The sequence below is a fragment of the Antribacter soli genome (assembly GCF_021568775.1).
Lineage (GTDB): Bacteria > Actinomycetota > Actinomycetes > Actinomycetales > Cellulomonadaceae > Antribacter > Antribacter soli.
This window is the reverse complement of record NZ_JAKGSG010000061.1, coordinates 1-24,253: the sequence shown is the minus strand read 5'-3', so window position 1 is coordinate 24,253 and position 24,253 is coordinate 1. Positions and strand designations below refer to the sequence as shown.

The following is a 24,253-nucleotide window of genomic DNA, read 5'->3' as shown; positions in this document are numbered from 1 at the left end:
CCCGGGCCGGCAGCGTCATCAGTCGAGGAGGCCCTCGAAAAGAATGGTGGACAGGTAGCGCTCACCGAAGTCGGGCACGATGACGACGATCAGCTTGCCCGCGCTCTCGGGCCGCTTGCCGATCTCGAGGGCGGCGGCGATGGCCGCGCCCGAGGAGATGCCGACCAGGAGGCCCTCCTCCTTGGCGGTGCGGCGCGCGACCTCGAGGGCGGTCTCGGCGGAGATGTCGACGACCTCGTCGTAGATCTTGGTGTCGAGGATCTCCGGGACGAAGTTCGGGCCGATGCCCTGGATCTTGTGCGGGCCGGGCGCGCCGCCGTTGAGGATCGGCGACTCCTGCGGCTCGACGGCCACGATCTTGATGCCGGGGTTGCGCTCCTTGAGCACCTGGCCGACGCCCGTGATGGTGCCGCCGGTGCCGATGCCGGACACGACGATGTCGACCGTGCCGTCGGTGTCGGCCCAGATCTCCTCGGCGGTGGTCTTCCGGTGGATCGCGGGGTTGGCCTCGTTGGCGAACTGGCGGGCCAGGACCGCGCCCGGCCGCTCCGCCGCGATGCGCTCCGCGGCCGCGACGGCGCCCTTCATGCCCTCCGAGCCCGGCGTGAGCACGAGCTCGGCGCCGTACGCGCGCAGCAGCGCGCGGCGCTCCTTGGACATGGTCTCGGGCATGGCGAGCACGACGTTGTAGCCGCGTGCCGCGCCCACCCAGGCCAGGGCGATGCCGGTGTTGCCCGACGTGCCCTCGACGATCGTGCCGCCCGGCTGGAGCTCACCGGACGCCTCGGCCGCGTCGATGATCGACACGCCGATGCGGTCCTTCACGGAGTTGGCCGGGTTGTAGAACTCGAGCTTGGCCACGACGGTGGCCTCCAGGCCCTCCGTGAGCGCATTGAGCTTCACGAGAGGGGTGTTGCCGATCAGCTTGGTCGCGTCGTCGTAGATGCGGGCCATGGTGTGTCCTTCGGTGTGGTGGTGGGAGTGGTGTCTGCGCCCGCCCGGTCTGCGGGCGTGCTGCACCTGATGGGAGCGTTGGAGTCGAGCCGGAGCGTCGTGAGTTCGCCGCGGCCACGGGCGCGCGCAGGCGCGCTGGTGGTCAGGCGTCTCGCGAACGCTCTAGAGACAGCATCGACAGCGGGAGGCGACCACGCACGCCGACAGAGATGCCGGGGTGGCCGTGAGGAGGGCTCGACGGGGGAGCGGGTGATGCATGGCTTCCTCCCGGTCGTGGCGGCTTCTCCTCGTGGTGCGAGCCGACCGGTGGGAACAAGCAGGGCTTGACCCGGAGTCGGCTCGCGAGACGCAGGTTATCCACGACGTGGACACTTCGACAAGGCCTGTCTCATCTATCGAGCCTGCCGATACGAGGATCACCCGTCCGGGGGCGGGCGCCCGACGGGCGACGTGGGGTGCGATCGTCGGCCGAGCGGGCGTAGGCGCTGGTCACAGGCCCGCCCGTGTGCTGTGCTCTGCGGCATGGAACTGATCGCCACCAGCGTCGTCGCGGTCCTCGGAACGCTCCTGGGCGCAGCTTTCACCCACGCGTTCCAGCGACGGGCCGTCAAGGAAGCCAACGACCTCGCGCGAGGTGAGAAGCTCCGGCAGGAGCGCGTCGAGGCCTACAGCTCGTTCGGCGGCGCGCTGGCGAACTACCGGCGCAGCCAGCTCGACCGTTGGTACACCACGCACCGCGACGCCGCCGATCCCGACCTGGACCAGCTGCAGCGCGAGGCCCGACGTCGTCGCGACGCGGCGCTCGAGGCCTTGTTCCGGGTTCAGCTGCTCACCGATGCACCGGAGGTCGTCACGGCCGGCTTTGAGGCGTTCGACGCCATGGACCTGTTCGCCCGCGCGAGGTCCAGGGAAGAGGTCGAGAAGGCCCGCGACACCACGAGGGCTCTGATGCACACGTTCGTGCAGGTGGCGAAGCAGCAGCTGGAGCCTGGTACGCCGGCCCCCCGGCCGAGGTAGTCGCTCCGTCGGACGGAACGACTACCTCGGCCGGAGGGCCGGCGTTGATCACCTAGGGAAGCTGGACAGTGGTCGGTGAGCCGGCGACGAGCGGGGCGACCGTCACCTTGTCGATGTCGGGAGCCCATGCGGAGGGGTTCCCGAGCCGGATCGCGCCGGTGCTCGTGGTCAGGGTGATCGGTACGGTCCGCTGCCAGAAGCTGTTCCACGCGTAGGTGTAGCGGAAGAACGCGGAACCGACGGGCGTCGCCCCCGTGCCCTCGGTGACGACGACCTGCCGGTCGACCACCTGCGGGTTGTAGTCGTGCGAACCCGCCAGCTCGGCGTTCGCGTAGTGGATGACGAGGTTGTAGCTGCCGGCAGCGGCGAACCCGCCGCTACGGGGGATCGAGACGTAGTTGTTGCTCCCGTTGCCGACCCACCCCACGTACTGGCCGCCGGAGGCGTTCGAGCCGGCAGCAGGATCGACGCTCGCCACCGCCGCGCTCCCGTTGCGCGTCAGCGCCTCGCCCTCGAAGGTCGACGCCGAGGCATCTCCCGCAGGTGCGCGGGTGACGGTCACCGACTTCACGCGGACCCCGAGGTTCGACCTCAGCTCGAGCTCGTTGATCCCTTCCGTCAGGTGGGCGCGGACCGTGGTCCGGCGGTGACCGGCGTTCGGGACCTGGACCACCGAGGCGCTGCGGCCACCGAGGTCGAGGCGAAGGTCGGACGCCCCCGTCGTGTAGTACTCCACCGCGACGTCGTAGTAGCCGGTCTCCATCGCGTTGAGGTAGGCGTCGGCCCGTTGTGCCTGGCCGGCGACGCTGCCGAAGCCTCGCGTCCCCGACTGCCAGCCGAGGGCCGCCCCGCCGTGGTAGCGCAGGGTGCTGGCGGGATACGCCGTCGGCTCGCCGGTCGTGGTGTCGGTGACGACGAACTTGTCCAGGGTGATGTCCGAGCCCGGGAGAACCTGGGTCCCGTTCTGGCTCGCCCGGACGGACAGGACGTGCGTCCCCGCGGTGAGCGACACCGAGACCTCGGCGCTGCCGCGGTACTGCCACTTGGACGTCGCGTTGAGCGCAAGGTCGGCCGTGTACTGGATGGTGGTCCGGCTGGAGCCGTCGACAAAGAGGGCGTGCCTGCCGGGCTTGCCCGGCGCGGAGCCGATGACCTGGAACCGGTAGGTGCCGGTGCGGGGAACGGTGACCGTCCAGTCCGCCTTGGACGTCGGCTGGTTGAACGACCCGACGTCGTTGCTCCCCGAGGCGAGGAACTTCCAGCCCCCGCCCGCCTGGGGGTTCTGGTAGTAGGCCGTGGCGGCGGTGAGCTGGGTGGCCTCGGCCTCCACGCTCGTCGTCCACACCGGATCGACAGTGATCGCTCGATCCTGCTGAGGCGTGATCACCACCTGATAGGCGGCGTACCGGTCGTACGTCGGAACGGTGACGCTCAGGTTGCCGCCGCTGACGGCAACCCCGTCCAGGGCGTGGACGACGCGCGGAGTCGCGGCGAGGCCCTCGGCGCCGGTGAGCGTGACCTCGCGGACCTCGACGTCGACGGCGGTGCCGAAGACGGCGGAGGAGAGGCCGCGCAGGTCGACCTGGACGTCGTCCTCGGTGCCGCCGTAGAGCACGGTCGCGCGGCGGTTGGCCGCGTCGATCGCCCCGATGCCCTGGAGGCTGTCGACCGCGTTCGGCTGAGGCGGTGTCACCCGGACGGTCTGCGACCCAGCCAGGTCGCCGTACCACTTGAACATCCACCAGCCGCCGTTGGCGCCGCCCGGACGGGCGGTGTTGTCGGAGAGGTTGCCGGCGTAGTTCCAGTAGGCGGTCTGGGCGTCGACCTTCGTGTCCTCGAACATGGAGAACCACTGGACGAGCTGTCCGGGCACGCCCATGTCGCGCAGCATGCCGTACTCGGTGATGTTGACGGGGATGGGCGAGACGCCCAGCGACTGCTCGAGCGCGCGGTAGTCGGCGAAGTGCGTCCGGTAGGTGGCGAGGTTGTCGATGCCGAGCTCGTGCCAGATGAACACGTCCGGCAGGGTGCCCTGGTCCCGGGTGTACCGGAGGAAGTCGTTCGTACGGGCGGGCTGCCAGCGGGTGTCGCCGGTGCCGCCGATGCGCGCGTGCCCGAGGCCGTGGCGCTGCCAGACCTGCTGGATCTTCGCGTGGACCGCGCTCCAGTCGGCGTTGAACTGGTCGCGCTGGGTCGACCAGTTCGGGTACCAGTTGCCGCCGTCGGGCTCGTTGAACGGGATGAAGAGGTAGGACTGAGGGCGGTCGGACTGCGCGGCCACCGCTTCGGTGACGAACTCGACGACCTCGAGGTAGTCCCACACGCCGTTCGCCTGGTTGGTGAAGGCGCCGTTCGCCTGGTTGTAGGTGCGCGTGTCCCCCGGGCGCTGTCCGCCGTTGTACGGCCAGTCGGGGTAGTAGTCCTGGATGTAGATCGCCAGCTCCGTACCGTGCTTGGCGAAGAACCCGTCCTCGATCCGCAGCGAGTCACCGCTGGGGTGCTGGGTGCCGTACGGGGCACGCTGGGACGAGTTGGTGATGTGGGCGCCGTTGACGAGCGCCGACGTCGGGACACCGATGTCGCCGAACCCGTAGAGGGTGCCGGTCGCACCGCCCCGGAAGGCTCCGGTCGTGGCGCCGAAGTCCACCGTGAGGACGTCGGTCTCGGCAGCGGCCGGCTGTGCGACCGTGAGGGTGGCCGCGACGAGGGCTGTCACCACGACTCCGCCCCACCGTCGTCGGTGGCGCGACCTCCGCACGGCTGTGGTCTGATCTGCGCTATCAGGAATGCTCACCTGGGTTCCACCCCTTCGTGGATCGGGACCTCGGACGGCCTCTGTGCCGCGTGACTTCCGGCGTCGCGCGGACGAGAGACGGCGGCTGTCGTGTCGACGACACGGTGCCGGGGAACATGAAAGCGTCAATCATCCCGGTTGGCAAGGGGTACTCCGGCATCGGCACGGTGAGCGCGTAACCTGGCCCTGTGGAAAACGATCGCCCGATGAAGCCGCCTGTCATCGCCGACGTCGCGCGCGTCGCCGGCGTCTCGGTGCCGACCGTCTCGCGCGTGCTCACCGGCTCGGTGCCGGTCAGCCCGGAGCGCCGGGCCCGGGTCATGGCCGCCATCAAGGAGCTCGGCTTCCGGCCGAACGGGGCGGCCCGGGCTCTGGCGACCGGCGGTCAGCCCCTGATCGCAGTGTTCGCGGGTGACACGACGCGGTACGGCTACGCCTCGACGATCCAGGGCATCGAGGAGGCCGCGCGCCAGGCCGGCTACATGGTGGTCATCTCGGTCGTGGATGCCGACGACCGGCGGACCGTCGACGCGGCGATCGACCATGCGCTCGGCCAGCCGATGGCCGGCGCGATCGTCCTGGAGTACGACCCGCCCGGTGTGGCCGCGCTCGCGGCGATGCCACCGTGGCTGCCCGTCGTCGCAGCGGCCTCCGGCAAGCCGTCCGACGAGCAGGTCGCGCACGCGTTCATGGACGACCGCGCCGCCGCCGCCCGCGCCACCAGGCACCTGCTGGACATCGGCCACCACACCGTCTACCACGTCGCGATCCCTTCGCCCGGCCGCCCGAGCGCCCGCATGCTGGGCTGGCGCGACGCGCTCACGGAGGCGGGCGCCGTCGTCCCGCCGGTCCTGTACGCCGACTGGGCACCGGACTCCGGCTACGACGCGGGTACGCGGCTCGCGCTCTCGGACGAGGTGACCGCGGTGCTGTGCGGCAACGACGAGCTCGCCATGGGCCTGACCAAGGGGCTGACCGACGCCGGCAAGCGGGTCCCCGAGGACGTGAGCGTCATCGGCTTCGACGACCACCCGCTCAGCCACCTGTGGACACCGCCCCTGACCACGGTCCGCCAGGACTTCGTCCGGCTCGGCCAGAAGGCGTTCCACCTGCTCAGTACCCAGATCGACAGCGGGACCGTCCCGGCGTCGGTGAGGTTCGTCCCCGACCTGATCCTGAGGTCGTCGGCAGCGCCGCGCGCCGCCAGGGTGGCCGACGTCGGCTGAGCCGGAGGTGCAGCGCAGGGTGTGGGCCGAGGTACGAGGCACTCGCCCGGAGCGGAACCGCAGGCTCAGCCGATCAACAACGTCGGCTGAGCCGGAGGTGCAGCGCAGGGTGTGGGCCGAGGTACGAGGCAGTCGCCCGTAGCGGAACCGCAGGCTCAGGCGATACCCGCTGTGGCTGAAAGCGGTTACGGGGCAACTGCCAGCACGGCCCAAGCGCTTCGCCGCCGAGGCTTGCATCATCTTCTGATATGCGCTTTCATGGGCTCCGTGCAAGGGAGCCTGCCGATGACGGCGAACGACCGACCCGCAGCGACGCGAGTGACGCTGTGGGCCCCCGACGGGCTGGTGCTCGTCCTGCCTGACGACGCCCCGGCCGGTCTGTCCACCGGCGGTGCCGGCACGCCCACGCAGCCGCTCGTGGAGATCCTGGCCGTCGGACACGGGCACGCCAGCGCCAACACCCGCAACACGGCGACCTCGATCGGTGCCCGGCTGCGCGTGCTCGGCCACGACGTGGAGCGGGCGGACGGCTGCGCGATCGTCCAGGTGCGCCAGGGCGACCCGGTCACCGGCCTGCTCGTGACGTCTCACCTGCGGGTCCGGGACGGCGGCAGCTCGTTGCAGTCGTGGACGTCGGTCCGCAACGACGGGTCCGCGCCCGTCGTGCTCCAGGCGGTGTCGTCGCTGATGATCGGCCGCCCGGTCGGCACGACGCCGGTAGCCGGGACGCTGTCGCTGGAGGGCCACGGCGAGTGGGTGGGTGAGAACCGCTGGGCCTGGACGCCGCTCTCGGGCCAGGACGGGCTCGTCACGCTCGACCTGCCCGCTCACCAGCACCAGGACGCGCGCGGGGCCCGCAGCGTCGTCGGCGCCGGCTCGTGGTCGTCCGGGCGACGGAACCCGTGCGGCGTCGTCGCGTCGGAGCACGGCCGCTCCCTGGCCTGGCAGATCGAGCACAACGGCGCCTGGCGCGCCGAGCTCGGGGTCCGCCTCGACGCGAACGGCGACGAGCTGCTCGTCCTCGGCCTGCTCGGCCCCACCGACGACGACCACGCCTGGACCCACATCCTCGGGGTCGGCGAGTCGTTCGAGTCGGTCCCGGTCTCCCTCGCGGCGGCGTCGGGGTGGCAGGAGGCTCTGGGCGAGATGACCCGGCACCGCCGGGCGTCACGCCGCAACCCACGCCGGCCCGGCGTCGTGTTCAACGACTACATGAACACGCTCATGGGGGACCCCACCACGGACAAGCTCCTGCCGCTGGTCGACGCCGCGGCCCGGGCCGGGGCGGAGTACTTCTGCATCGACGCTGGCTGGTACGACGACGGCGGCGACTGGTGGGACTCTGTCGGCCTCTGGGAGCCCTCGACCTCGCGGTTCCCCGACGGCGGTCTGCGACGCGTCGTCGACGCGATCCGCGCGGCCGGCATGGTGCCGGGACTGTGGCTCGAGCCGGAGGTCGTGGGCGTGCGCAGCCCGCTGGCGGACCTGTTGCCGGACGAGGCGTTCCTGCAGCGGCACGGCACGCGGATCGCGGAGCACGGCAGGTACCTGCTCGACCTGCGGCACCGCGACGTCATCAAGCACCTCGACGAGGTTGTCGATCGCCTGATCGAGGACTTCGGCGTCGGCTACTTCAAGCTCGACTACAACGTCACGCCCGGCGCCGGCACGGACCTGGGCGCCGACAGCCCGGGCGACGGCCTGCTCCAGCAGAACCGGGCGCACCTCGACTGGATCGACGGCGTCCTCGCCCGGCACCCTGACCTCGTGATCGAGAACTGCGCGTCGGGAGCGATGCGCGCCGACTACGCGCTGCTGTCGCGGCTCGACCTGCAGTCGACGTCGGACCAGCAGAACCCCCTGCTCTACCCGCCGATCGCGGCCGGTGCGCTCGTCGCTATCGCGCCCGAGCAGGCCGCGAACTGGGCCTACCCGCAGCCGGAGATGAGCGACGAGCAGATCGTCTTCACGCTGTGCACGGGACTCGCCGGCCGGCTCTACCTCTCCGGCCGGCTCGACGACATGACGGCCGAGCAGTCGGCGCTCGTCGCTCGCGGCGTCGAGCTGGCCAAGCGATGGACGCCACGTCTGGTCGACTCCGTCCCGTTCTGGCCGCTCGGGCTCCCCACCTGGAGCGCGCCGCTCGTGGCCGCCGGCCTGCGCAGCGCCGACGAGTCGCTCGTCGTCGTCTGGTGGCGCGGACCCGAGGCCACGGCCATCGACCTCGACCTTCCCGCGGGCTCGGTCGACACCGCCTATGGACCGCCTGACGACGGGTGGGACGTCACGCGCGACGGCGACGGACCCGTCCACCTCCGCATCCCCGCGGGCCCACAGGCCCGCGTCCTGAGAGTCCGGCACGCCGGGCTCGTCTGACCGTCGGGGCCGTAGCGGCCCCGCTCGACCCGCAGTCGGCGAAGACTGCGTCAATCCCAAGGAGTCGATATGAAGAAGTATCTGACCATCACTACGGCCGTCGTCGCCGTCGGCCTCCTCGCCGCCGGGTGCAGTGACCCGACCGCGGGCGGCGGCGGTGCGGGCGGCGAGCCCGCAGCGTGGCCCGCCCAGGACACGGACCTGGACGGGACCACGCTCACGATCTGGGCCGCGCAGAACTCCAACACGGTGCCCGAGGCCGTCGTCGCCGGGTTCGAGGAGCTAACCGGTGCCGAGGTCGAGGTCGTCACGATCCCCGACCCGTACGAGCAAGGCATTCAGACCAAGGTCGCCACGGGCGACATGCCGGACCTGGCGTTCTGGCAGCCGACCGCCTCGATGCTGACCGCGCTCAACGCCCCGACCAACCTCCAGCCGCTCGACGGCGCACCGTGGGTCGACTCGTACAGCGACGGTCTCGCCGACATCACCGGCAGCCTGGACGGCACCCAGTACGCGGCGCTGATCACGAGCCCGGCGGTCGAGGGCGTGTACTACAACAAGGAGGTGTTCGCCGAGCACGGGATCGCAGAGATCCCCACCGACTGGAACACCTTCCTCGAGGTCGCCCGCGCCCTCAAGGCCGAGGGGCAGACGCCGTTCTACGAGATGGGCGAGGACCTCTGGGCCACGCAGTGGTGGATCCACGTCCTGCTCGCCGACGCGGCCAAGGATGGCTTGTGGGAGCGCGTGAACACCGGCGAGGAGAAGTTCACCGACCCGACGATCCTCGGGGCCATCGAGACGTACGAGTCGCTGATCGACGAGGGCCTCTTCAACGAGGACATCAAGACCGCGACGTTCGAGGACCAGGGGGACGCCCTGCTGGCGGGTGACGCCGCGATGGTGGTCCAGGTGACCTCCTTCTTCGGCCAGCTCCAGGCCAAGGCGGACTCGGCCGAGCTCGACGAGAAGATCGGCTTCTTCCCCATCTCGCCGTCCGGAAACGTCGGGACGTTCATCCCCGACCAGTCGAACGCCCTCGTCGCGTTCAAGACCGGTGACGCCGATCGCGAGGCGGCAGCGCGCCAGCTGCTGACGTACTGGCTCGGCGACGGGTATGCCGACTTCGTGGCCGACCGCGACACGATCTCGCTGCAGGACGGCGTCCCGACGCCGGACTCCGTGCCGCAGGCGCTCCTCGACGTGCACGCGTCCCTCGGTGAGTCGGTCGGGTCCATGCAGGTGCTCGCCGTGGCGAACCCCGACATGTACATCTCCCTGGCCGACATGGTCCAGGGCACGATGACACCGGAAGAGGTCGCGCAGGAGACCCAGGACCAGTTCGCCCAGCTCGCCCGCGCCCAGGGCGTCGAGGGCTTCTGACCCAGACCACGAGGCGCCGGGCCGCGGCGCGGCGGCCCGGCGCCCACCCGCCGAGGACTGATCGTGACCGCACAGACCACCGCCAGAGCACCGATGCCACCCGCGAGACCATCAGCGTCGCGCCGGCGGACGGTACGCCCCACCACCTACCGTCACCGCGCCAGTCACCCGGCGCGGTACCTCATCCCGGCGTTCGCGGTGCTCGGGGTGTTCTTCTTCGTGCCGACGATCTTCAACTTCGTCTACGCGCTGACAGACTGGTCGAGCTTCAAGAGCGAGATCGGGTTCGTCGGCCTCCGGAACCTCGAAGACCTCGTCTCGAGCGGCACGCTCCTGACCTCCCTGCGCATCACGCTGGTCTACGCGGTTCTCGTGGCGGTCTTCCAGAACCTCTTCGGCCTGCTGCTGGCGCTCCTCCTCGAGCGCGACACGAGGATCAACCGCTTCGCCCGCGTCATGTTCTTCATCCCGGTCGTCATGTCCGCGCTCGCCGTCGGCTACGTGTTCCAGGCGATCCTCAAGCCGGACGGCGCCGCCAACTCCATCCTCGGCGTCGTCCTCGGTCAGGAGGTCACGATCCCGTGGCTGGGGGACACCACCTGGACGCTGGTCGTGGTCGCGCTGATCCACTCGTGGAAGTGGATGGGCCTGTCCATGCTCATCTACCTCGCCGGCCTCAAGACCATCAGCGAAGACGTGCTCGAGGCCGCCCGGCTCGACGGCGCCTCGTCGTGGACCGCGTTCCGCGACATCCGGTTCCCCCTCCTCGCACCGGCGCTGACCTTCAACGTCGCGACCGCCCTGCTCGGCTCGATGAACGGGTTCGACATCGCCCAGGCGACCACCGGGGGCGGACCGGCGCGCACCACCGAGCTGCTCAACATCTTCATCTTCCGCACCTTCGGGCAGGGCCTGTTCGCCCAGGCCACGACGATGAGCCTCGTGCTCTTCGTCGTCGTGGTGGCCCTCGCCCTCCCCGTCATCCGGACCCTGCGCAAGAGGGAGGAAGTCCTGTGACCGCCACGACCTCTGCATCGATCGTTGCCCGGCGCCGCGACGTCCGCGACGTCCGCGACGTCCGCGCCGGAAGGAGGCACGGAGCCTGGAGCCGGATCCAGCCGGTGGTGGCGCTCCTCGCCGTCGTCCTGCTCATCGGCATGCCGCTGTGGATCGTCGTCGTCACGGCGGGCAAGACCCAGGCCGAGGCCTTCAGCCCCGACCTGACACCGCCCGCGACGTGGCAGTACGCCGAGAACTTCTCCGCCGTCTGGCAGCAGGGCCGGGTCCCGGCCGCGTTCTTCGGCAGCCTGCTGGTCATGGTCCCGGCCGTCGCCGGGGTGCTCGCGCTCGGCTCGCTCGCGTCGTGGGTGCTCGCTCGCCGCAGCTCCCGTCTCATGGCCGTGCTCTACGCCCTGGCCATCAGCGGTATCGTCCTGCCGCCCGCCGTCGTGACGATCGTGCTCCTGCTGCGCCAGCTCGGCCTCGCGGGCACCGCCGTCGGGATGATCGGCGTCTACATGGGCATGTACATGTCGACCGTCATCTTCTTCGTCACCGGATTCATCCGCACGATCCCGGCCGAGCTCGAGGAGGCGGCGCGTGTCGACGGGGCCAAGCCGCTCCGCGTCTTCGGCACGATCATCCTGCCGCTGCTCGCACCCGTGCTGTCGACGGCGACCATCCTGATCTGCCTGTACGTGTGGAACGACGTCTTCTACGCGTTCTTCGTCGTGGGCGGGCGCCTGGACACCCTGCCGCTGAACCTGTTCCAGGTCGCCAGCGCCGGGCTGTATCTCGACAACTGGCACCTGATCTTCGCCTACGTGCTGCTCATGAGCCTGCCGCTGCTGGTGGTGTTCATCGTGGCTCAGCGCAGGATCATCTCCGGGATCACGTCCGGGGCGGTCAAGTAGCGGCTTCGTCCGGCGGCTGCACGTCCACGGCGACCCGGTTCGCCGCGGACGTGCGCGTCGCTACCATCGCTGCGTGACGAACCCGGACATGACGGACAACGCCCTCGGCGAGCCCAACTTCTCGCCCGACGCCCACCGCCTGGACCTCGGCCGGACCAACCTGATCGCGGTGCTGGTCGGCTTCGTGCTCACCGCCCCGCTCACCTGGGGCTGCCTCACGGTGGTCCTGGACCCCACCGCCGGCGGCGCCCGCTGGGTCGGCCTGTTCTTCGCCCTGCTGTTCGGCAGCCTGACGGTGTTGTTCGTGTTCGGCGCCCGCGCCGCGCTCCGGCCGCGCGGCGTCGTCGTCGACGTGACGGGGATCTGGTTCTGGCACGGCAAGGACTGGGACCGGATCGCCTGGAGCCAGATGGCCCGCGCGGGCGTCTCGTTCGAGCTGCCGCCGGGGGTGCCGGCCCTGACCCTCCAGGACACGGTGACCGGCTGGGCGAGCGACAAGGTCATGGAGGCGCTGCGCGTGACCGACAAGCGCCGGACAGCCTTGGAGATCGTGCCCGCGCGCGACGAGGACCTCGCCGCGCTGCCGCGCCTGATGAAGTACCGCAAGCCCGACCCGCAGCCGGCGCCGGGTCTGCCCGCCGTCCGCTGGTACGTGCCGGTCGGTCCGGCGTACCACTCGTGGAAGAACCTCATGGCGGCGGGGGAGCGGTTCGGCGGGCAGACGTGGGTGGGCTTCTTCCAGCGACCCTGGGGCAGCATCGGGAACGGCTGGGTCCTCCCGCGCGGCTGACGCGCCGGACCTCGGCGCGCCGGCCGTCCCCGCCTCACCCGTCCTGGTCGTGCCCGGCGTACTCGAAGGACCGGACGGTCAGGCTTCCTCGCGTGCAGACGAGGCCGACCATCCGGCCGGTGAAGCCGCCCGCGACCTCGGTCGAGAGGTAGCGGCCGTCGATACGGGCCAGCTCGACGGGGCCACCGGGCCCATGGACGACCGCCACGATCTGGTCGGGACCCAGCTCGTTGGTGTTCCCAGGACCGCCCGCGGGCACCGTCTGCAGCTCCAGGACCGTCCCGGCCGGCGCCGGTGAGTCGCCGAGCACCGACACGACCGGTCCGATGCGCGCCACGGCCCGGACCGTCCCGTCCTGGACCTCGAGACCGACGGCGTGGGACGGGTCGATCCGGATCTCCAGCCCGCCGACGGCGCCCCTGGTCGCCTCGACCTCTGCGCGCACGACGACGCCGGCGTGCTCCTGACGGCGTCCGACGAACGTGCGCTCGTCGGCGCGGCCCGTCATCAGCCAACGGTCGTCCGACCACGCCAGGACCTCGTCCGGGAACACCCCGGCGCCGACCCAGTCGAGCGGGATGACGCGGTCACCCAGGCCCGTCTCGACGGAGGGCACCGCGGCCGGCTGCAGCGGGCCGACGACCCGCGGCCAACCGTCGTGCCACGCCACCTCGGCGGCGTACGTCTCGCGGCCCAGGGCGTGCCACCCGGGGAAGTGGCCCCGCGGACGCACCCCGAGGAACACCATCGCCCAGGAGCCGTCGGGTCGTTCGACGAGATCGGCGTGGCCGGTGTTGTGCACCGGTCCGAGAGTGCCCCTGGCCGTCAGGACCGGGTTGTCCGGGCTCGGCGCGAACGGGCCCGACGGGGACAGGCCGCGGGCGACCGTCACGGCGTGACCATGACCGGTGCCGCCTTCGGCGACGATCAGGTACCACCATTGCCCGACGTGGTGCAGGTGCGGACCCTCGGGGTGCTGGCCACCGGTACCGCTCCAGAGGCGACGAGGCTCGGACAGCAGCTGTCCGGAGGCCGGGTCGAGGACGGCCTGACGGATCCCGGAGTCCGACCAGGTGAGGTAGCACGTCCCGTCGTCGTCCCACGCGAGGTCCGGATCGATCCCGCCGGCGGCCGTGATCCGCACCGGCTCCGACCACGGACCGGCCGGGTCGGCGGCGGACACCAGGAGGTGGCCCGGGCCGTCGGACACGTTGGTCGTCACCAGCCAGAACTTCCCGTCGTGGTGCCGCAGCGTCGGCGCGTAGACGCCGCTCGACGGGGACCCGTCCCGAAGCGCCAGCTGAGACGGTCGGTGCAGCGCGTGGCCGACGAGCTCCCACCAGACGAGGTCCGTCGACCGGAAGATCGGAACTCCCGGCGCGTACTCGAAGCTCGAACAGGCCAGGTAGAACTGATCACCCACCCGGACCACCGTCGGATCCGGATGGAAACCCGCCACCACCGGGCGAACGGGCATGGTCGGTGCATCGGGCAGCGCAGCGGTGAGCTCAGGCACGGCACGACGATGCCACACTCACGGCAGCGGCTGAAACCTTTTCGGCTGCCGGCCCACGCGCGCCTGGGCGGCCCGCTCGTAGACGAGCGCCGCGAGCGCCTCCGCCACGGCGAGCCCTGCGAACACCGCGACCAGGGAGCCGAGCCTCAGGCTCGCCACGGCGAGCGCGAACGTCGCGACCGCGACCACGGCCCGCAGGGCGGTGAGGACCCGCACCTCCCCGGCCCGGCGCAGCGCCGTGAACGGGATCGTCGTCAGCAACGACAGCGCGCGCCAGGCACACGCGACCAGCAGCGGGACCAGCGCGGTCTCGGCGTTCCAGGCCTCCCCGAACAGCAGGCCGAACCCCCGCAGGCGGTCCAGGACCAGCAGCACCACCGCAGCGCCCACGACCGCCGTGCCCGAGACGACGACGTCGAGCCGGGAGTGCTCCTTGAGAAGTCTCAGGCGCATGAAGTTGAGCGGGATGGCCAGCAGTCCTGAGACTGTCGACACCGACGTGAAGAGGACGGCCTCCACCGGCCCCAGGAACGCAAGGATCATCGCGTTCAGCAACGGCGGGATGACGCCGGTGATCACGGTGTCCGCCAGTACCCAGCGCAGCACGCCGGGGTCACGGCGCCCGGACCGGTCACCGACGGGGGCGCTCCGCACCAGCGTGGCGACGGCGATCCCCGCGAACAGCGGGACCAGGGCCCACCGCTGGCCGGCGAGGCCCGCCAGCACGCCGCCGAGCGCGCCCGCACCGACCGCGATCGAGGCGTACGCCTCCCGCCCGTCGAGCCGTTCCGCGACCGACACCCCCCGGCCGACCTCCAGCGCCGCGGCGAGCACCGGCAGGCCGACGCACAGCAGGACGGCGTCGGCCGGGAACACGCACAGCACGAGCGCCGTGGCGATCCCGAGCAGCGCGAGCCACCGCGGGAAGACGACGCGGCGGCCGGAGCCTGGAGACGCCAACCGGGACTCGACGACGACCGCGAACGCAAGCTGGCCGACGAAGGTGGCGACCAGCACGGCGACCGCGATACGGCCCTGCTCCGGCGCCGTGAAGAGCCGCGCCGAGATCGAGACCACGGCAGCGGGCACGACGGCCAGGGTTACCCCGCCGAGCAGGGTCACACCGCTCGAGCCGGCGCGGGCGAGTCGCCTCCCGGCGCTCACCGCTGCACCGCCGCCGTCTGGCCGCCGATCGTCCGGCCCGTGTACCCCTCGAGCCTGCCGAGGAACGCCCACCAGCCGTCCCCCGGCGTATGGGTGGCCGGGTTGCGGAAGCCGAACACGAGCCCGGCGAGCAGGTAGGCGGCCCGCCACCAGAGGGGGTACCCGTGCACCGTCACCAGCCGCCCGAGGCCCCGGCCATAGCTGCGGAGCTTGCGGCGGCGCTCCGCGGCGCTCAGCCCGTGCGGGTCCGGCACACCGCCCACCCGCACGTCCGGCGGCAGCCACTCGAACCGCTGCGCCAGGTCAGGACGCCGCCGGACCAGGCGCAGCAGAAAGTCGGTGGCCTCGCCCGCCTGCCACGGCGTCGGCCCGCCTGTGCCCATCGCCGCGTCGAAGCCGCCCACCTCGAGGAAGACGTCCCGCCTGACGAGGAGGCCCATCTCGATCACCGACCACACCGACCGCCGGTCGAGCACCGTACCCGCCGGAGGGAGGACGAACTTCGGCCCGTTCTCGTCGACGACGGTGAGCGCCCCCGCCTGCAGGCCCGACGCCTCGGCCGCCGAACGCAACGCCTCGACGGCGCCGTCCGGGAACCAGGTCGTGTCGTTGGGGAAGCCCAGCAGGAAGTCCCGCGCGGGCAGAGCGGCGACTCCCGTGTTCCGGCCGAGAGCGGCCCCACGCTTGGACGTGGTGACCACGACGGGCAGACCCTTGTCCGCGTACCGGGCAGCCAGCGCGCGCACCTCTGGGACGGCGCCCTGCGCCACGACCACGACCCGGTCCGACGGGCCGAGCCGGCCGTCGAGCGAGGCGAGGAGGCGGTCGAGCGCCCGGACCCGGCCGAGGGTGGAGACGACGAGGCCAAGGTCGACCCTCGTGCCGGCGACGGACGTCCGGTCTGCCTCAGCCACGGCGCGCCTGCACCTCGTCCAGCGTGCGGGCCAGCACGCGCGCGGTCCGCTCGGCCGACGCGTCCCAGGTGAACAGCGTGGCGCGGGCACGTCCGGCCGCGCTCATGAGCTCGCGCTCGGCCGGGTCGGCGACGATGCTCACGAGCGCCTTCGCCAGCGCGGCCGGGTCGGTTGCATCGGCGTACCGTGCGGCCGTGCCGCCCACCTCACGCAGGACCGGGATGTCGTTCGCCAGCACCGGGACGCCTCGCTTCATCGCGTCCGCGACGGGAAGCCCGAAACCCTCGGCGAGCGACGGGCAGACGTAGACCGTCGCCGAGGCGAAGAGCGCCTCGAGCTGGTCCTGCGTCACCCACCCGAGGAGCACGACGTCGTCCTCGAGCCCGAGCTGGCGCACCTGCTCGCGCAAGTGGACGTCCCTGCGGCTGCCCGTGACGACCGTCGTCGGGCGCTGTCCTGGGGGGATCGCGGCAAGTGCCCGGAGGAGCCCGTCGAAGTTCTTGTGCGGCATGCGGTTCCCGGTCGACAGGACGACCGGCCGGCCCGAGATCGGGGGCAGGCCGGCGAGAGCCGCCTCGACGTCGATGCCGGGACGCACCTCCTGAGCACCGTTCGGCACGACGTCGATCCGGTCCGCGGGGACGTCGAGCGCGCGGCTGATTCCGCGCGCCGCGTCCTCGCTCACCGTGAGGATCCTCGTGGCACCCCGTGCCGCGCGGCGCACGAGCCACGAGGTGACGGCCTGCGCCGCCTGGTGCAGGTCCCGGTTCGGCAGCTCGAGCATCGTGACGTCGTGCACCGTCACGAGGGTCGCCACCCGCCGCCCGGCCGGGCCGAAGTTTGCCGGGCACCAGAGCAGGTCCGCCCCGGCTCGGCGGGCCCGCCGCTCCACTGCGAGGACCTCGGCAGCCGCCCAGAGCGCGCGGCTGTCCGCGTCGAGCGCGAGCGCGTGCACCTCGCCCGGGAACCAGCCGGCCACCTCGTCCTTGCCTGTGGTGCTGGTCAGCGCCACGAGATCGACGTCCGGCAGGTGGCCCGCCGTCCGTGGCAGCAGCTCGCGGGCGTACGTCTCCATGCCGCCGCGCTCTCCCGACACGAAGAGCAGGTCGACGACGACCTTCGACCGGTGGGTCACCGCACCCCGTCGCCCACCGGGACCGCCTGCTCGGGGGCCCGGCTGTCGACCACCACCGTGTCCCGTACCGCACCGGCCGGTGTGGGCACGGCGTGCGACTCGACGTCCGTGGCGGACGGGTTGGAGCCGAAACGGGTCGGAATCCCGAGGATGCCGATGAACATGCTGGACATCAGGGTCTGAAAGCCGAGCATGAGCCCGAGGACGGCCGGAACCGCGACCCGGACCGCGGCGCGTGCGTCGAGCGCGCCGAAGCCCTCGCCACCACCCCAGCGGACCACCTGGACGATCGCGGCCACCAGGCCGAGGAGGAACAGGCCGAGGCCGGTGAGCAGGCCCCGCTCCAGGCTGAGCTTGTCGATCGCCGACCGGAAGCGTGACCCCGTCGGGATGAAGCCCTCGTGCCAGGCGTAGACCTTGGTGAGGATGGCGAACAGGATGCTCTGATAGCCGACGACCGCGGCAGCCATCGCGTAGATCATGGTCGACACGTCGAAGCCGACCGACCCGATCTCGATGGGTCCGAACAGCAGCACCAGGCTGGCGACGACGCCCAGCGTGAGCAGCGTGACGCCCGGCACCCAGAAGAGCCAGCGCGGCGAGAAGATCAGGAGGAACCGCAGGTGACGCCAGCCGTCGCGCCAGCTGCGCAGGTGCGGCGGACGGGACCGCCCGTGGGGGCTCAGCGTGGTCGGCATCTCGGCGACCGACAGCTTGGCGAGGCACGCCTTGACGATCATCTCGGAGGCGAACTCCATGCCCGAGGTGCGCAGGCCGAGGGCAAGGATCGCCTCGCGGTCGAACCCTCGCAGGCCGCAGTGGAAGTCGCCCACGCCCGGCTTGAAGAAGAGCTGGCCGATGCCGGAGAGCACCGGGTTGCCCAGGTACTTGTGCAGGGGCGGCATGGCGCCCGGTGCGATGCCGCCCTGGAAGCGATTGCCGATCACCAGCTGGAAGCCCTCGCGCAGCTTGGCGACGAACGGGTCCAGCCTCGAGAAGTCGTAGCTGTCGTCGGCGTCGCCCATGATGACGTACCGGCCGCGCGCGTCGGCGATGCCGCCAAGGAGGGCCGCTCCGTAGCCCTTCTCGGCGATCGGGACCACGCGGGCACCGCACGCCTCGGCGATCGCCTGGGAGCCGTCGCTGCTCCCGTTGTCCGCGACGAGGACCTCGCCCTGGATGCCGGAGCGTTCCAGGAAGCCGAGCGCCTTGCGGATGCAGACCTCGAGGGTCTCGGCCTCGTCGAGGCACGGCATGAGGATGGTGAGCTCGAGGCTCGGCGTAGCTGCCATGGCAGGTTCGTCCAGGGAGATCACAGGGAGGTGGCCGCAAGGAATCGCGGCCGGCGGACCAGGGTCAGGGCCGAGACCCATGATCTGCGAAGGTTGGTCCGCGCGCGCGGTCAGCGCATCCGTCGGCGCACGTCCGGGGCGCGCGCGCCGATCTGGACCAGGATCGCGAGCGCGGCCGCCTCCGCGGTACGGTGCCGCGCCGCGTCGTCGAACCACGCCCGGGCGCTGCTCCTGAGCGCCGCGCCGCCCTCGACCGCGCGGACGATCGCGGAGCCGAGGTCCTCGGGGGCGACCGACGGCGCGACATATCCGTTGACGCCGTCCTCCACGAGCTCGACGGAGGCGTTGTCGGGGGCATCGACGAGGACGACCGGGGTGCCGACGGAGCCGGCCTCGACGACGACGAGGCCGTAACCCTCGCGGCGGGACGGGTTCACGAGCACGGCGGCCGTGCGCACCCGCTCGGTCAGTTCCTCCTCGTCCACGAACCCCGGGAGGCTCACGACGCCGCCGAGACCGAGTCGCTCGATCTCCGCCGTGACCGCCTCGCGCTGCGGCCCCTCGCCGAGGATCACCGCATCCAGGCCGGGGACGCGCTCGCGCGCCCAGGCGACGGCTGCCGGTATCTCCTCGACCTGCTTGTCGGGGATGTGGCGGCCGACGAACACGACCGTCGGGGTGCGGAGGGCGTCGAGGTCTGCCGGAGCCGGTGCGTCGATCAGTTCCTGGGAGATGAGGCCGGGGCTGACGATCGGCGCGCGGCGGGCGCCCTCCGCGGCGAGGCGTCGGCCGTTCATGTCCGAGTGGCACGAGACCCACGGGCTCACGCGGACCGCCAGGTGCTGGAGCGTCCGCGCGACCCGCCCCATCACGGGGCCCGAATAGTCCAGCCACTGGTCCGGCCGCCACACCTCGAGGAAGTCGGCGCAGAACCTGGTGCGCGTGCCGAGGAGCGCGAGGCGGGCCGCGAAGACGTTGAGCGCGGGGAGCGCACTGACCAGGACCGCGTCGTAGTCCCGCCGGTGGCGGACCAGGTAGGTGAAGAGGCAGGCGGCGAACTTCAGGGCGCCCGGCGTGCGGCGTGTCCCCGTGCTGTCGTACAGCTCGAACGGGCCGCTCGCGGCGATGACGCGGACGCCCGACACCGGGGTGGGTGCCGCCCCGTCCCACTGCCGCCGGGTGAGGTAGTCGACGTCGTTCCCGGCACGGGCGAACGCGTCCGCGAAGAGGCCGTACTGCCGTTCGCCGCCCCCTGTCGTGAGCGGGAAGAAGCAGTCGTAGACAACCGCGATGCGCACCCGGCGAGGCTAGCCGATGTGGGTCCGCGGTACCCCGGATAGCATGTGGCCGGTCCTGCCGAGCAGGTTCGGGACGCGGAGACGCGAGCGACGATCCATCGAGGACCAGTCATGACGACCATCGCCGGGAATACGACCCGTCCCGCGTCCGTGACCCCTGCGCGCCCGGCGCCGGCGCGTCCGCGCGTGTACTGGACGGCATTCGCGGTGCTCATGACCCTGACGTCGCTCTGGTCGCTCGCCACACCCGTCGTCAGCGGGCCGGACGAGAACGTCCACGTCATCAAGGCCGCCGCCGTCGTCCGCGGCGACCTGTACGGGCGCTCGGCCCCGGGGAACCCGGGCGCCGGCGAGGTGGACATCCCTGCGATCTACGCGGTCACGGCGTCGTACCCGGTGTGCTTCGCCTTCCGCGGTGGGGTAGCGGCGGACTGCGCCCCCGAGCTGCCGAGGGGCGAGGCGGCCGAGCAGACCATGACGGCGAGCACGTGGGTGATCAGGAACAACCCCGCGTACTACGCCGTCGTCGGGCTCCCCACCTTCCTCCCGCCCGGTGAGTACGTGTTCTACCTCATGCGCCTGGTCAGCGCCGGCCTCTGCTCGCTGGTCCTCGCCTGGGGCTTCGTCGCCCTCGCCGACGTCACGCGACGTACCTTCGTCGCCGCGGGGGTGGCGACGGCGCTCATGCCGATGGTCGTCTACCTCAACAGCATCGTGAACTCGTCAGGGCTCGAGATCAGCGCCGCACTGACGCTCTGGATCACCCTGCTCGCCCTCGTGCGAGCCCCGGACCCGGCGCGGCTCACCTCGCGCATGGCGGGGATCGCGGTCGTGACCGTAGTGCTCCTGAACTCCCGGGGCTTGTCGCCGTTGTACATCGCCGCAATCGTCGTGATGGTCGCCGTCGTGGTCGGCCCGTGGGCCACTGTGCGGCGAACGATGCTCGACCGCAGGTCCTGGCCGTGGCTCGGCCTCGTCGTCGCCGGTACCGTCCCCGCTCTGTGGTGGACCCTGTCCGCCGGCACGCTCGAGGGCGGGGGCGGCGGGCACCCCGAGCTCGGTTTCCGCACCACTGCGAACCGGACGTTCTTCGAGACCGGGGACTTCCTCCTCGTGGCCATCGGGCGGTTCGGCTGGTTGGACACGAGCCTGCCGACGCTGGGATACGTGGCCTTCGCCGCGGTCGGTGGCTTCCTCGTGCTCCTCGCGTTCCTCCTGGGCGACCGGCGTGGGCGCGTGGCGATGGTGAGCGTCCTGGCGGTCGCCGTGCTGCTGCCGGTGATCGTCCATGCCTGGCAGGCGAGCAACGTCGGCTACATCTGGACCGCTCGCTACTCGATGCCGCTCTACGTGGGCGTGGCCGCCACGGCAGGCTTCGTGTGCCGCGACGCGTTCATCGAGCTGCCACGCCGGCTCGCCGAGCGCACCCTCAACCTCGTCGCGTCGCTCATGGCCACCGGACTCACCCTCGCGCTCGTGGTCACCCTTCGCCGGTACACGATCGGCGACCAGGGATCGTGGTGGGGTGTCTTCGACGGGCCGTGGGCGCCTCCCGTGCCCTCGGCGGTGCTCCTCGGGATCCACGTCGTAGCGTCAGCCGCCGGAGCTCGGCTGCTGGCCAGGCTGGCGCGCGACTGAGGAGCATTCGGCCCGACGGCTGCCGATTCTTGCCCGAGATCGGGCAAGAAGTTGCCGGTGCCGTCGACGAGTGTCAGTGTCGTGCCCCATGAGGACGGCATCGGACCTGGTCGCGCACGTGGTGTCGACCACCGGGATGACACCCGCCGAGGCGGCCCGGGTCATCGGGGACGTGGTGGCGTACTACGCCACGCCGGTCGAGGAGGTCGTCCGACGCCGGCACGCCGAGCTGCAGACCTACGGGGCCAAGAACCCCGAGATCTTCGCCCGGATCGCCGCCGAGCTGGAGGACCGTGTCGTCGCAGCACCCGTGCTCACCGAGCGTCAGCTGCGCCGGATGATCTACGGCTGACCGGCCGTCGTCGGGGCGTTCCACAAACGAGGAGAACCATATGTGCGGAATCGTCGGTTACGTCGGCGGGCAGCAGGCCGCGCCGCTGCTCGTCGAGGCGCTGACCCGGCTGGAGCACCGCGGCTACGACTCGGCGGGCGTCGCCGTCGTCGGCTCCCGGTTGCAGGTGACCAAGCGTGCCGGGCGCGTGCGGGACCTCGCCGCGGCGCTGCCGAAGCGGATGGCCGGCCGGATCGGGATCGGGCACACCCGGTGGGCGACCCACGGCCCCGCGAACGACGCGAACGCGCACCCGCACACGGACGCGACCGGCACCGTGGCCGTGGTGCACAACGGGATCGTGGACAACGCGGCCGCGTTGCGCCAGCGGTTGACCGACCAGGGCGTGGCGCTCGCGAGCGACACCGACAGCGAGGTCTTCGCGCACCTCATCGCCCTGTCGGACGCCGACACGCTCGAGGGCAAGGTCGTCGACGCGCTGGCCTCGATCGAGGGGACCTACGGCCTGGCCGTGCTGCACGCCGGATTCCCGGACCGCATCGTCGTCGCCCGCAACGGCAGCCCGCTGCTGGTCGGCGTCGGCGAGAAGGAGATGTTCGTCGCGTCCGACCTCGCGGCCCTCGTGCGGCACACCACCACTGTCGCGCACCTGGAGGACGGCGAGCTCGCCACCGTCACCGCGTCCGGCTTCAGGACGTTCCGCCGGGACCTGACCCGCACCGAGACGCAGGCGCGCCAGGTCGACGTCGACCCGAGCGCCTACGAGCACGGAGCGGGCGACGGCCGGCCGCGCATGTACACGGAGATCCTCGAGCAGCCGGAGAGCGTCGACCGGACGCTGCGCGGCCGGCTCGACGAGCGGTTCGGCACCGCGCACCTGGGCGGGCTGGACCTCGACGCCCGCGAGCTGCGCGCGATCCGCCGCGTGAAGATCCTCGGCTGCGGGTCGGCGTACTACGTGGGGCAGATGGGTGCCCTGCTCGTCGAGGAGCTCGCGCGCATCCCCGCCGATGCCGAGGCAGCCAGCGAGTTCCGGTACCGCAACCCGATCATCGAGCCGGACACGCTGTACGTGGCGGTGAGCCAGTCCGGCGAGACCATCGACACCCTGCTCGCGGTCGAGGAGATCAAGCGCAAGGGCGGGCGCGTCATCGGTCTCGTCAACGTGGTCGGGTCGGCGGTCGCGCGCGCCTGCGACGGCGGGATCTACCTGCACGCCGGGCCCGAGATCGCCGTCGCCTCCACCAAGGCGCTGACGACGATGTACGTCGGCTTCGCGCTGCTGGCGCTGCAGCTGGGCCGCGTGCGAGACCTGTCGGTCGCCGACGGCAAGCGCCTCGTCGCAGGCCTGCAGAAGCTGCCGGCGCAGATCGGGCAGGTGCTCGCGACCGAGGACCGGATCGCGGAGCTCGCAGCGACGCTCGCGCGGTCGGAGAGCATGTTCTTCGTCGGGCGGGTGCGCGGCTTCCCCGTCGCGCGCGAGGGCGCGCAGAAGTTCAAGGAGATCAGCTACCGGCACGCCGAGGCCTACCAGATGTCCGAGCTCAAGCACGGGCCGCTGGCCCTGATCTCACCGGACGTCCCGACGGTCGCCATCGTGCCCGACGACGAGCTCACCGACCGGAACGTGGCCGCCCTGCACGAGATCGCCGCCCGCGGCGGGCCGCTCGTGGTGGTCACGCACGCCGGGGTCGACCTGGGGGCGCTGGAGGTCGAGCGGATCGACGTGCCCAAGAACGAGACCGAGCTCGACCCCTTGCTGCTCACGGTGCCGCTGCAGCTTCTCGCGTACCACGCGGCGTTGGTGCTGGGGCACGACGTCGACAAGCCGCGGAACCTCGCGAAGTCGGTGACCGTGGAGTGATACGCCCCCGGCGAATACGCTCCGGCCCCATGACCCACGTCGCCTTCACCGGACACCGCGGCCTGCCCGACGACGTCGTGCCGCTCGTCGACCACGCTCTACGAGCCGCGCTCGAGTGCTTCGACGCGGGCGGCCTCGTCGGTACCACGTCGCTCGCCGACGGCGCCGACACGCTCTTCGCCCGTGCCGTCCTCGACGCCGGCGGGAGCCTGACCGCCGTCATCCCCGCGGCCGACTACCGGGACGCGGTCCGCGCCGATCATCGCCCCGTGCTCGACGACCTCCTCGCCCGGGCCGCCACGGTCATCACGCTCGACCATCCCGAGTCGACCGGCGAGTCGCACATGGCCGCGGCCCACCGGATGCTCGACGACGCCGACGAGCTCGTCGCCGTCTGGGACGGGGAGCCCGCTCGCGGGTACGGCGGCACGGCCGACGTCGTCGCCGAAGCCCGGCGACGCGCCATGCCGGTCACCGTCGTCTGGCCCGCAGGCGCGCGGCGGGACTGAGCCGGTCAGACGGGCCGGAGCACTTCGGGGTGTTCGACCCGGTGTCGGGGGAGTCGGACCACGAGCCGGCGTTCGTCCACCTCGTGCCGCCCCGCCACGCGCGACCGTCCTGGTG

19 protein-coding genes are annotated in these 24,253 nt (G+C 71.7%); 11 read left to right on the top strand and 8 right to left on the bottom strand.

Features of this window, described 5'->3' with window-relative positions; all coding sequences use genetic code 11:
• Positions 1-18: 18 nt before the first annotated feature.
• On the bottom strand, positions 19-954 hold the full coding sequence (cysK, locus tag L1785_RS21090) for a cysteine synthase A (protein ID WP_236087418.1): 936 nt from the start codon (positions 952-954) through the stop codon (positions 19-21).
• Positions 955-1,476: 522 nt separating this feature from the next.
• Here cysK and kilB point away from each other — a divergent pair.
• The gene (gene kilB, locus L1785_RS21085; RefSeq protein ID WP_236087417.1) at positions 1,477-1,971 is read left to right on the top strand and encodes a plasmid transfer protein KilB; all 495 of its coding nucleotides are present in this window, start codon (positions 1,477-1,479) and stop codon (positions 1,969-1,971) included.
• 52 nt (positions 1,972-2,023) lie between these two features.
• Here kilB and L1785_RS21080 read toward each other — a convergent pair whose 3' ends face one another.
• The gene (locus tag L1785_RS21080) at positions 2,024-4,687 is read right to left on the bottom strand and encodes a carbohydrate-binding protein (protein ID WP_236087416.1); all 2,664 of its coding nucleotides are present in this window, start codon (positions 4,685-4,687) and stop codon (positions 2,024-2,026) included.
• A gap of 284 nt (positions 4,688-4,971) precedes the next feature.
• On the opposite strand from L1785_RS21080, the gene L1785_RS21075 reads away from it, so the two are divergent.
• From L1785_RS21075 to L1785_RS21050, 6 genes are all read left to right on the top strand, one after another.
• Positions 4,972-5,991, top strand: a complete 1,020-nt coding sequence (locus L1785_RS21075; RefSeq protein WP_236087415.1) for a LacI family DNA-binding transcriptional regulator — start codon at positions 4,972-4,974, stop codon at positions 5,989-5,991.
• 285 nt (positions 5,992-6,276) lie between these two features.
• Complete coding sequence (locus L1785_RS21070; protein ID WP_236087414.1) at positions 6,277-8,367, top strand: glycoside hydrolase family 36 protein; 2,091 nt, start codon at positions 6,277-6,279, stop codon at positions 8,365-8,367.
• A 69-nt stretch (positions 8,368-8,436) separates the two neighbouring features.
• On the top strand, positions 8,437-9,753 hold the full coding sequence (locus tag L1785_RS21065; RefSeq protein ID WP_236087413.1) for an ABC transporter substrate-binding protein: 1,317 nt from the start codon (positions 8,437-8,439) through the stop codon (positions 9,751-9,753).
• A 63-nt stretch (positions 9,754-9,816) separates the two neighbouring features.
• Entirely contained in the window at positions 9,817-10,770 is a 954-nt protein-coding gene (locus tag L1785_RS21060; RefSeq protein ID WP_236087412.1) for a carbohydrate ABC transporter permease, read from the top strand.
• On the top strand, positions 10,767-11,666 hold the full coding sequence (locus L1785_RS21055; RefSeq protein WP_236087411.1) for a carbohydrate ABC transporter permease: 900 nt from the start codon (positions 10,767-10,769) through the stop codon (positions 11,664-11,666). Before L1785_RS21060 ends, L1785_RS21055 begins: the two co-directional genes overlap by 4 nt.
• A gap of 73 nt (positions 11,667-11,739) precedes the next feature.
• Positions 11,740-12,456 carry a hypothetical protein gene (locus L1785_RS21050; RefSeq protein ID WP_236087410.1) on the top strand — a complete coding sequence of 239 codons (717 nt, stop codon included), beginning with the start codon at positions 11,740-11,742 and terminating at the stop codon, positions 12,454-12,456.
• A gap of 34 nt (positions 12,457-12,490) precedes the next feature.
• On the opposite strand, the gene L1785_RS21045 is transcribed toward L1785_RS21050, so the two are convergent.
• From L1785_RS21045 to L1785_RS23315, 6 genes are all read right to left on the bottom strand, one after another.
• On the bottom strand, positions 12,491-13,972 hold the full coding sequence (locus L1785_RS21045) for a glycoside hydrolase family 43 protein (RefSeq protein ID WP_236087409.1): 1,482 nt from the start codon (positions 13,970-13,972) through the stop codon (positions 12,491-12,493).
• Between the two features lie 18 nt (positions 13,973-13,990).
• Entirely contained in the window at positions 13,991-15,136 is a 1,146-nt protein-coding gene (locus L1785_RS21040; RefSeq protein ID WP_236087408.1) for a hypothetical protein, read from the bottom strand.
• Entirely contained in the window at positions 15,133-16,050 is a 918-nt protein-coding gene (locus tag L1785_RS21035) for a glycosyltransferase family 2 protein (protein WP_236087407.1), read from the bottom strand. Before L1785_RS21035 ends, L1785_RS21040 begins: the two co-directional genes overlap by 4 nt.
• Positions 16,043-17,185, bottom strand: a complete 1,143-nt coding sequence (locus L1785_RS21030; protein WP_236087406.1) for a glycosyltransferase family 4 protein — start codon at positions 17,183-17,185, stop codon at positions 16,043-16,045. Before L1785_RS21030 ends, L1785_RS21035 begins: the two co-directional genes overlap by 8 nt.
• A complete protein-coding gene (locus L1785_RS21025) occupies positions 17,182-18,477 on the bottom strand; it encodes a glycosyltransferase family 2 protein (RefSeq protein WP_236087405.1) in 1,296 nt (431 codons plus the stop codon). Before L1785_RS21025 ends, L1785_RS21030 begins: the two co-directional genes overlap by 4 nt.
• Positions 18,478-18,587: 110 nt before the next feature.
• Positions 18,588-19,775 (bottom strand): glycosyltransferase family 4 protein, encoded by a 1,188-nt coding sequence (locus tag L1785_RS23315; protein ID WP_236087404.1) that lies wholly within the window; start codon positions 19,773-19,775, stop codon positions 18,588-18,590.
• Between the two features lie 111 nt (positions 19,776-19,886).
• Here L1785_RS23315 and L1785_RS21015 point away from each other — a divergent pair, with 111 nt between their 5' ends.
• The 4 genes from L1785_RS21015 to L1785_RS21000 all read left to right on the top strand — a co-directional run bounded on the left by L1785_RS21015 (position 19,887) and on the right by L1785_RS21000 (position 24,138).
• Positions 19,887-21,413, top strand: coding sequence for a DUF2142 domain-containing protein (locus L1785_RS21015; protein ID WP_236087403.1), 1,527 nt, complete (start codon positions 19,887-19,889; stop codon positions 21,411-21,413).
• Positions 21,414-21,501: 88 nt separating this feature from the next.
• Positions 21,502-21,765: a hypothetical protein gene (locus tag L1785_RS21010; RefSeq protein ID WP_236087402.1), complete on the top strand. Its 264-nt coding sequence runs from the start codon at positions 21,502-21,504 to the stop codon at positions 21,763-21,765.
• Positions 21,766-21,805: 40 nt separating this feature from the next.
• The gene (gene glmS, locus L1785_RS21005; protein ID WP_236087401.1) at positions 21,806-23,629 is read left to right on the top strand and encodes a glutamine--fructose-6-phosphate transaminase (isomerizing); all 1,824 of its coding nucleotides are present in this window, start codon (positions 21,806-21,808) and stop codon (positions 23,627-23,629) included.
• Between the two features lie 29 nt (positions 23,630-23,658).
• On the top strand, positions 23,659-24,138 hold the full coding sequence (locus L1785_RS21000; RefSeq protein WP_236087400.1) for a hypothetical protein: 480 nt from the start codon (positions 23,659-23,661) through the stop codon (positions 24,136-24,138).
• Positions 24,139-24,253: the final 115 nt, after the last annotated feature.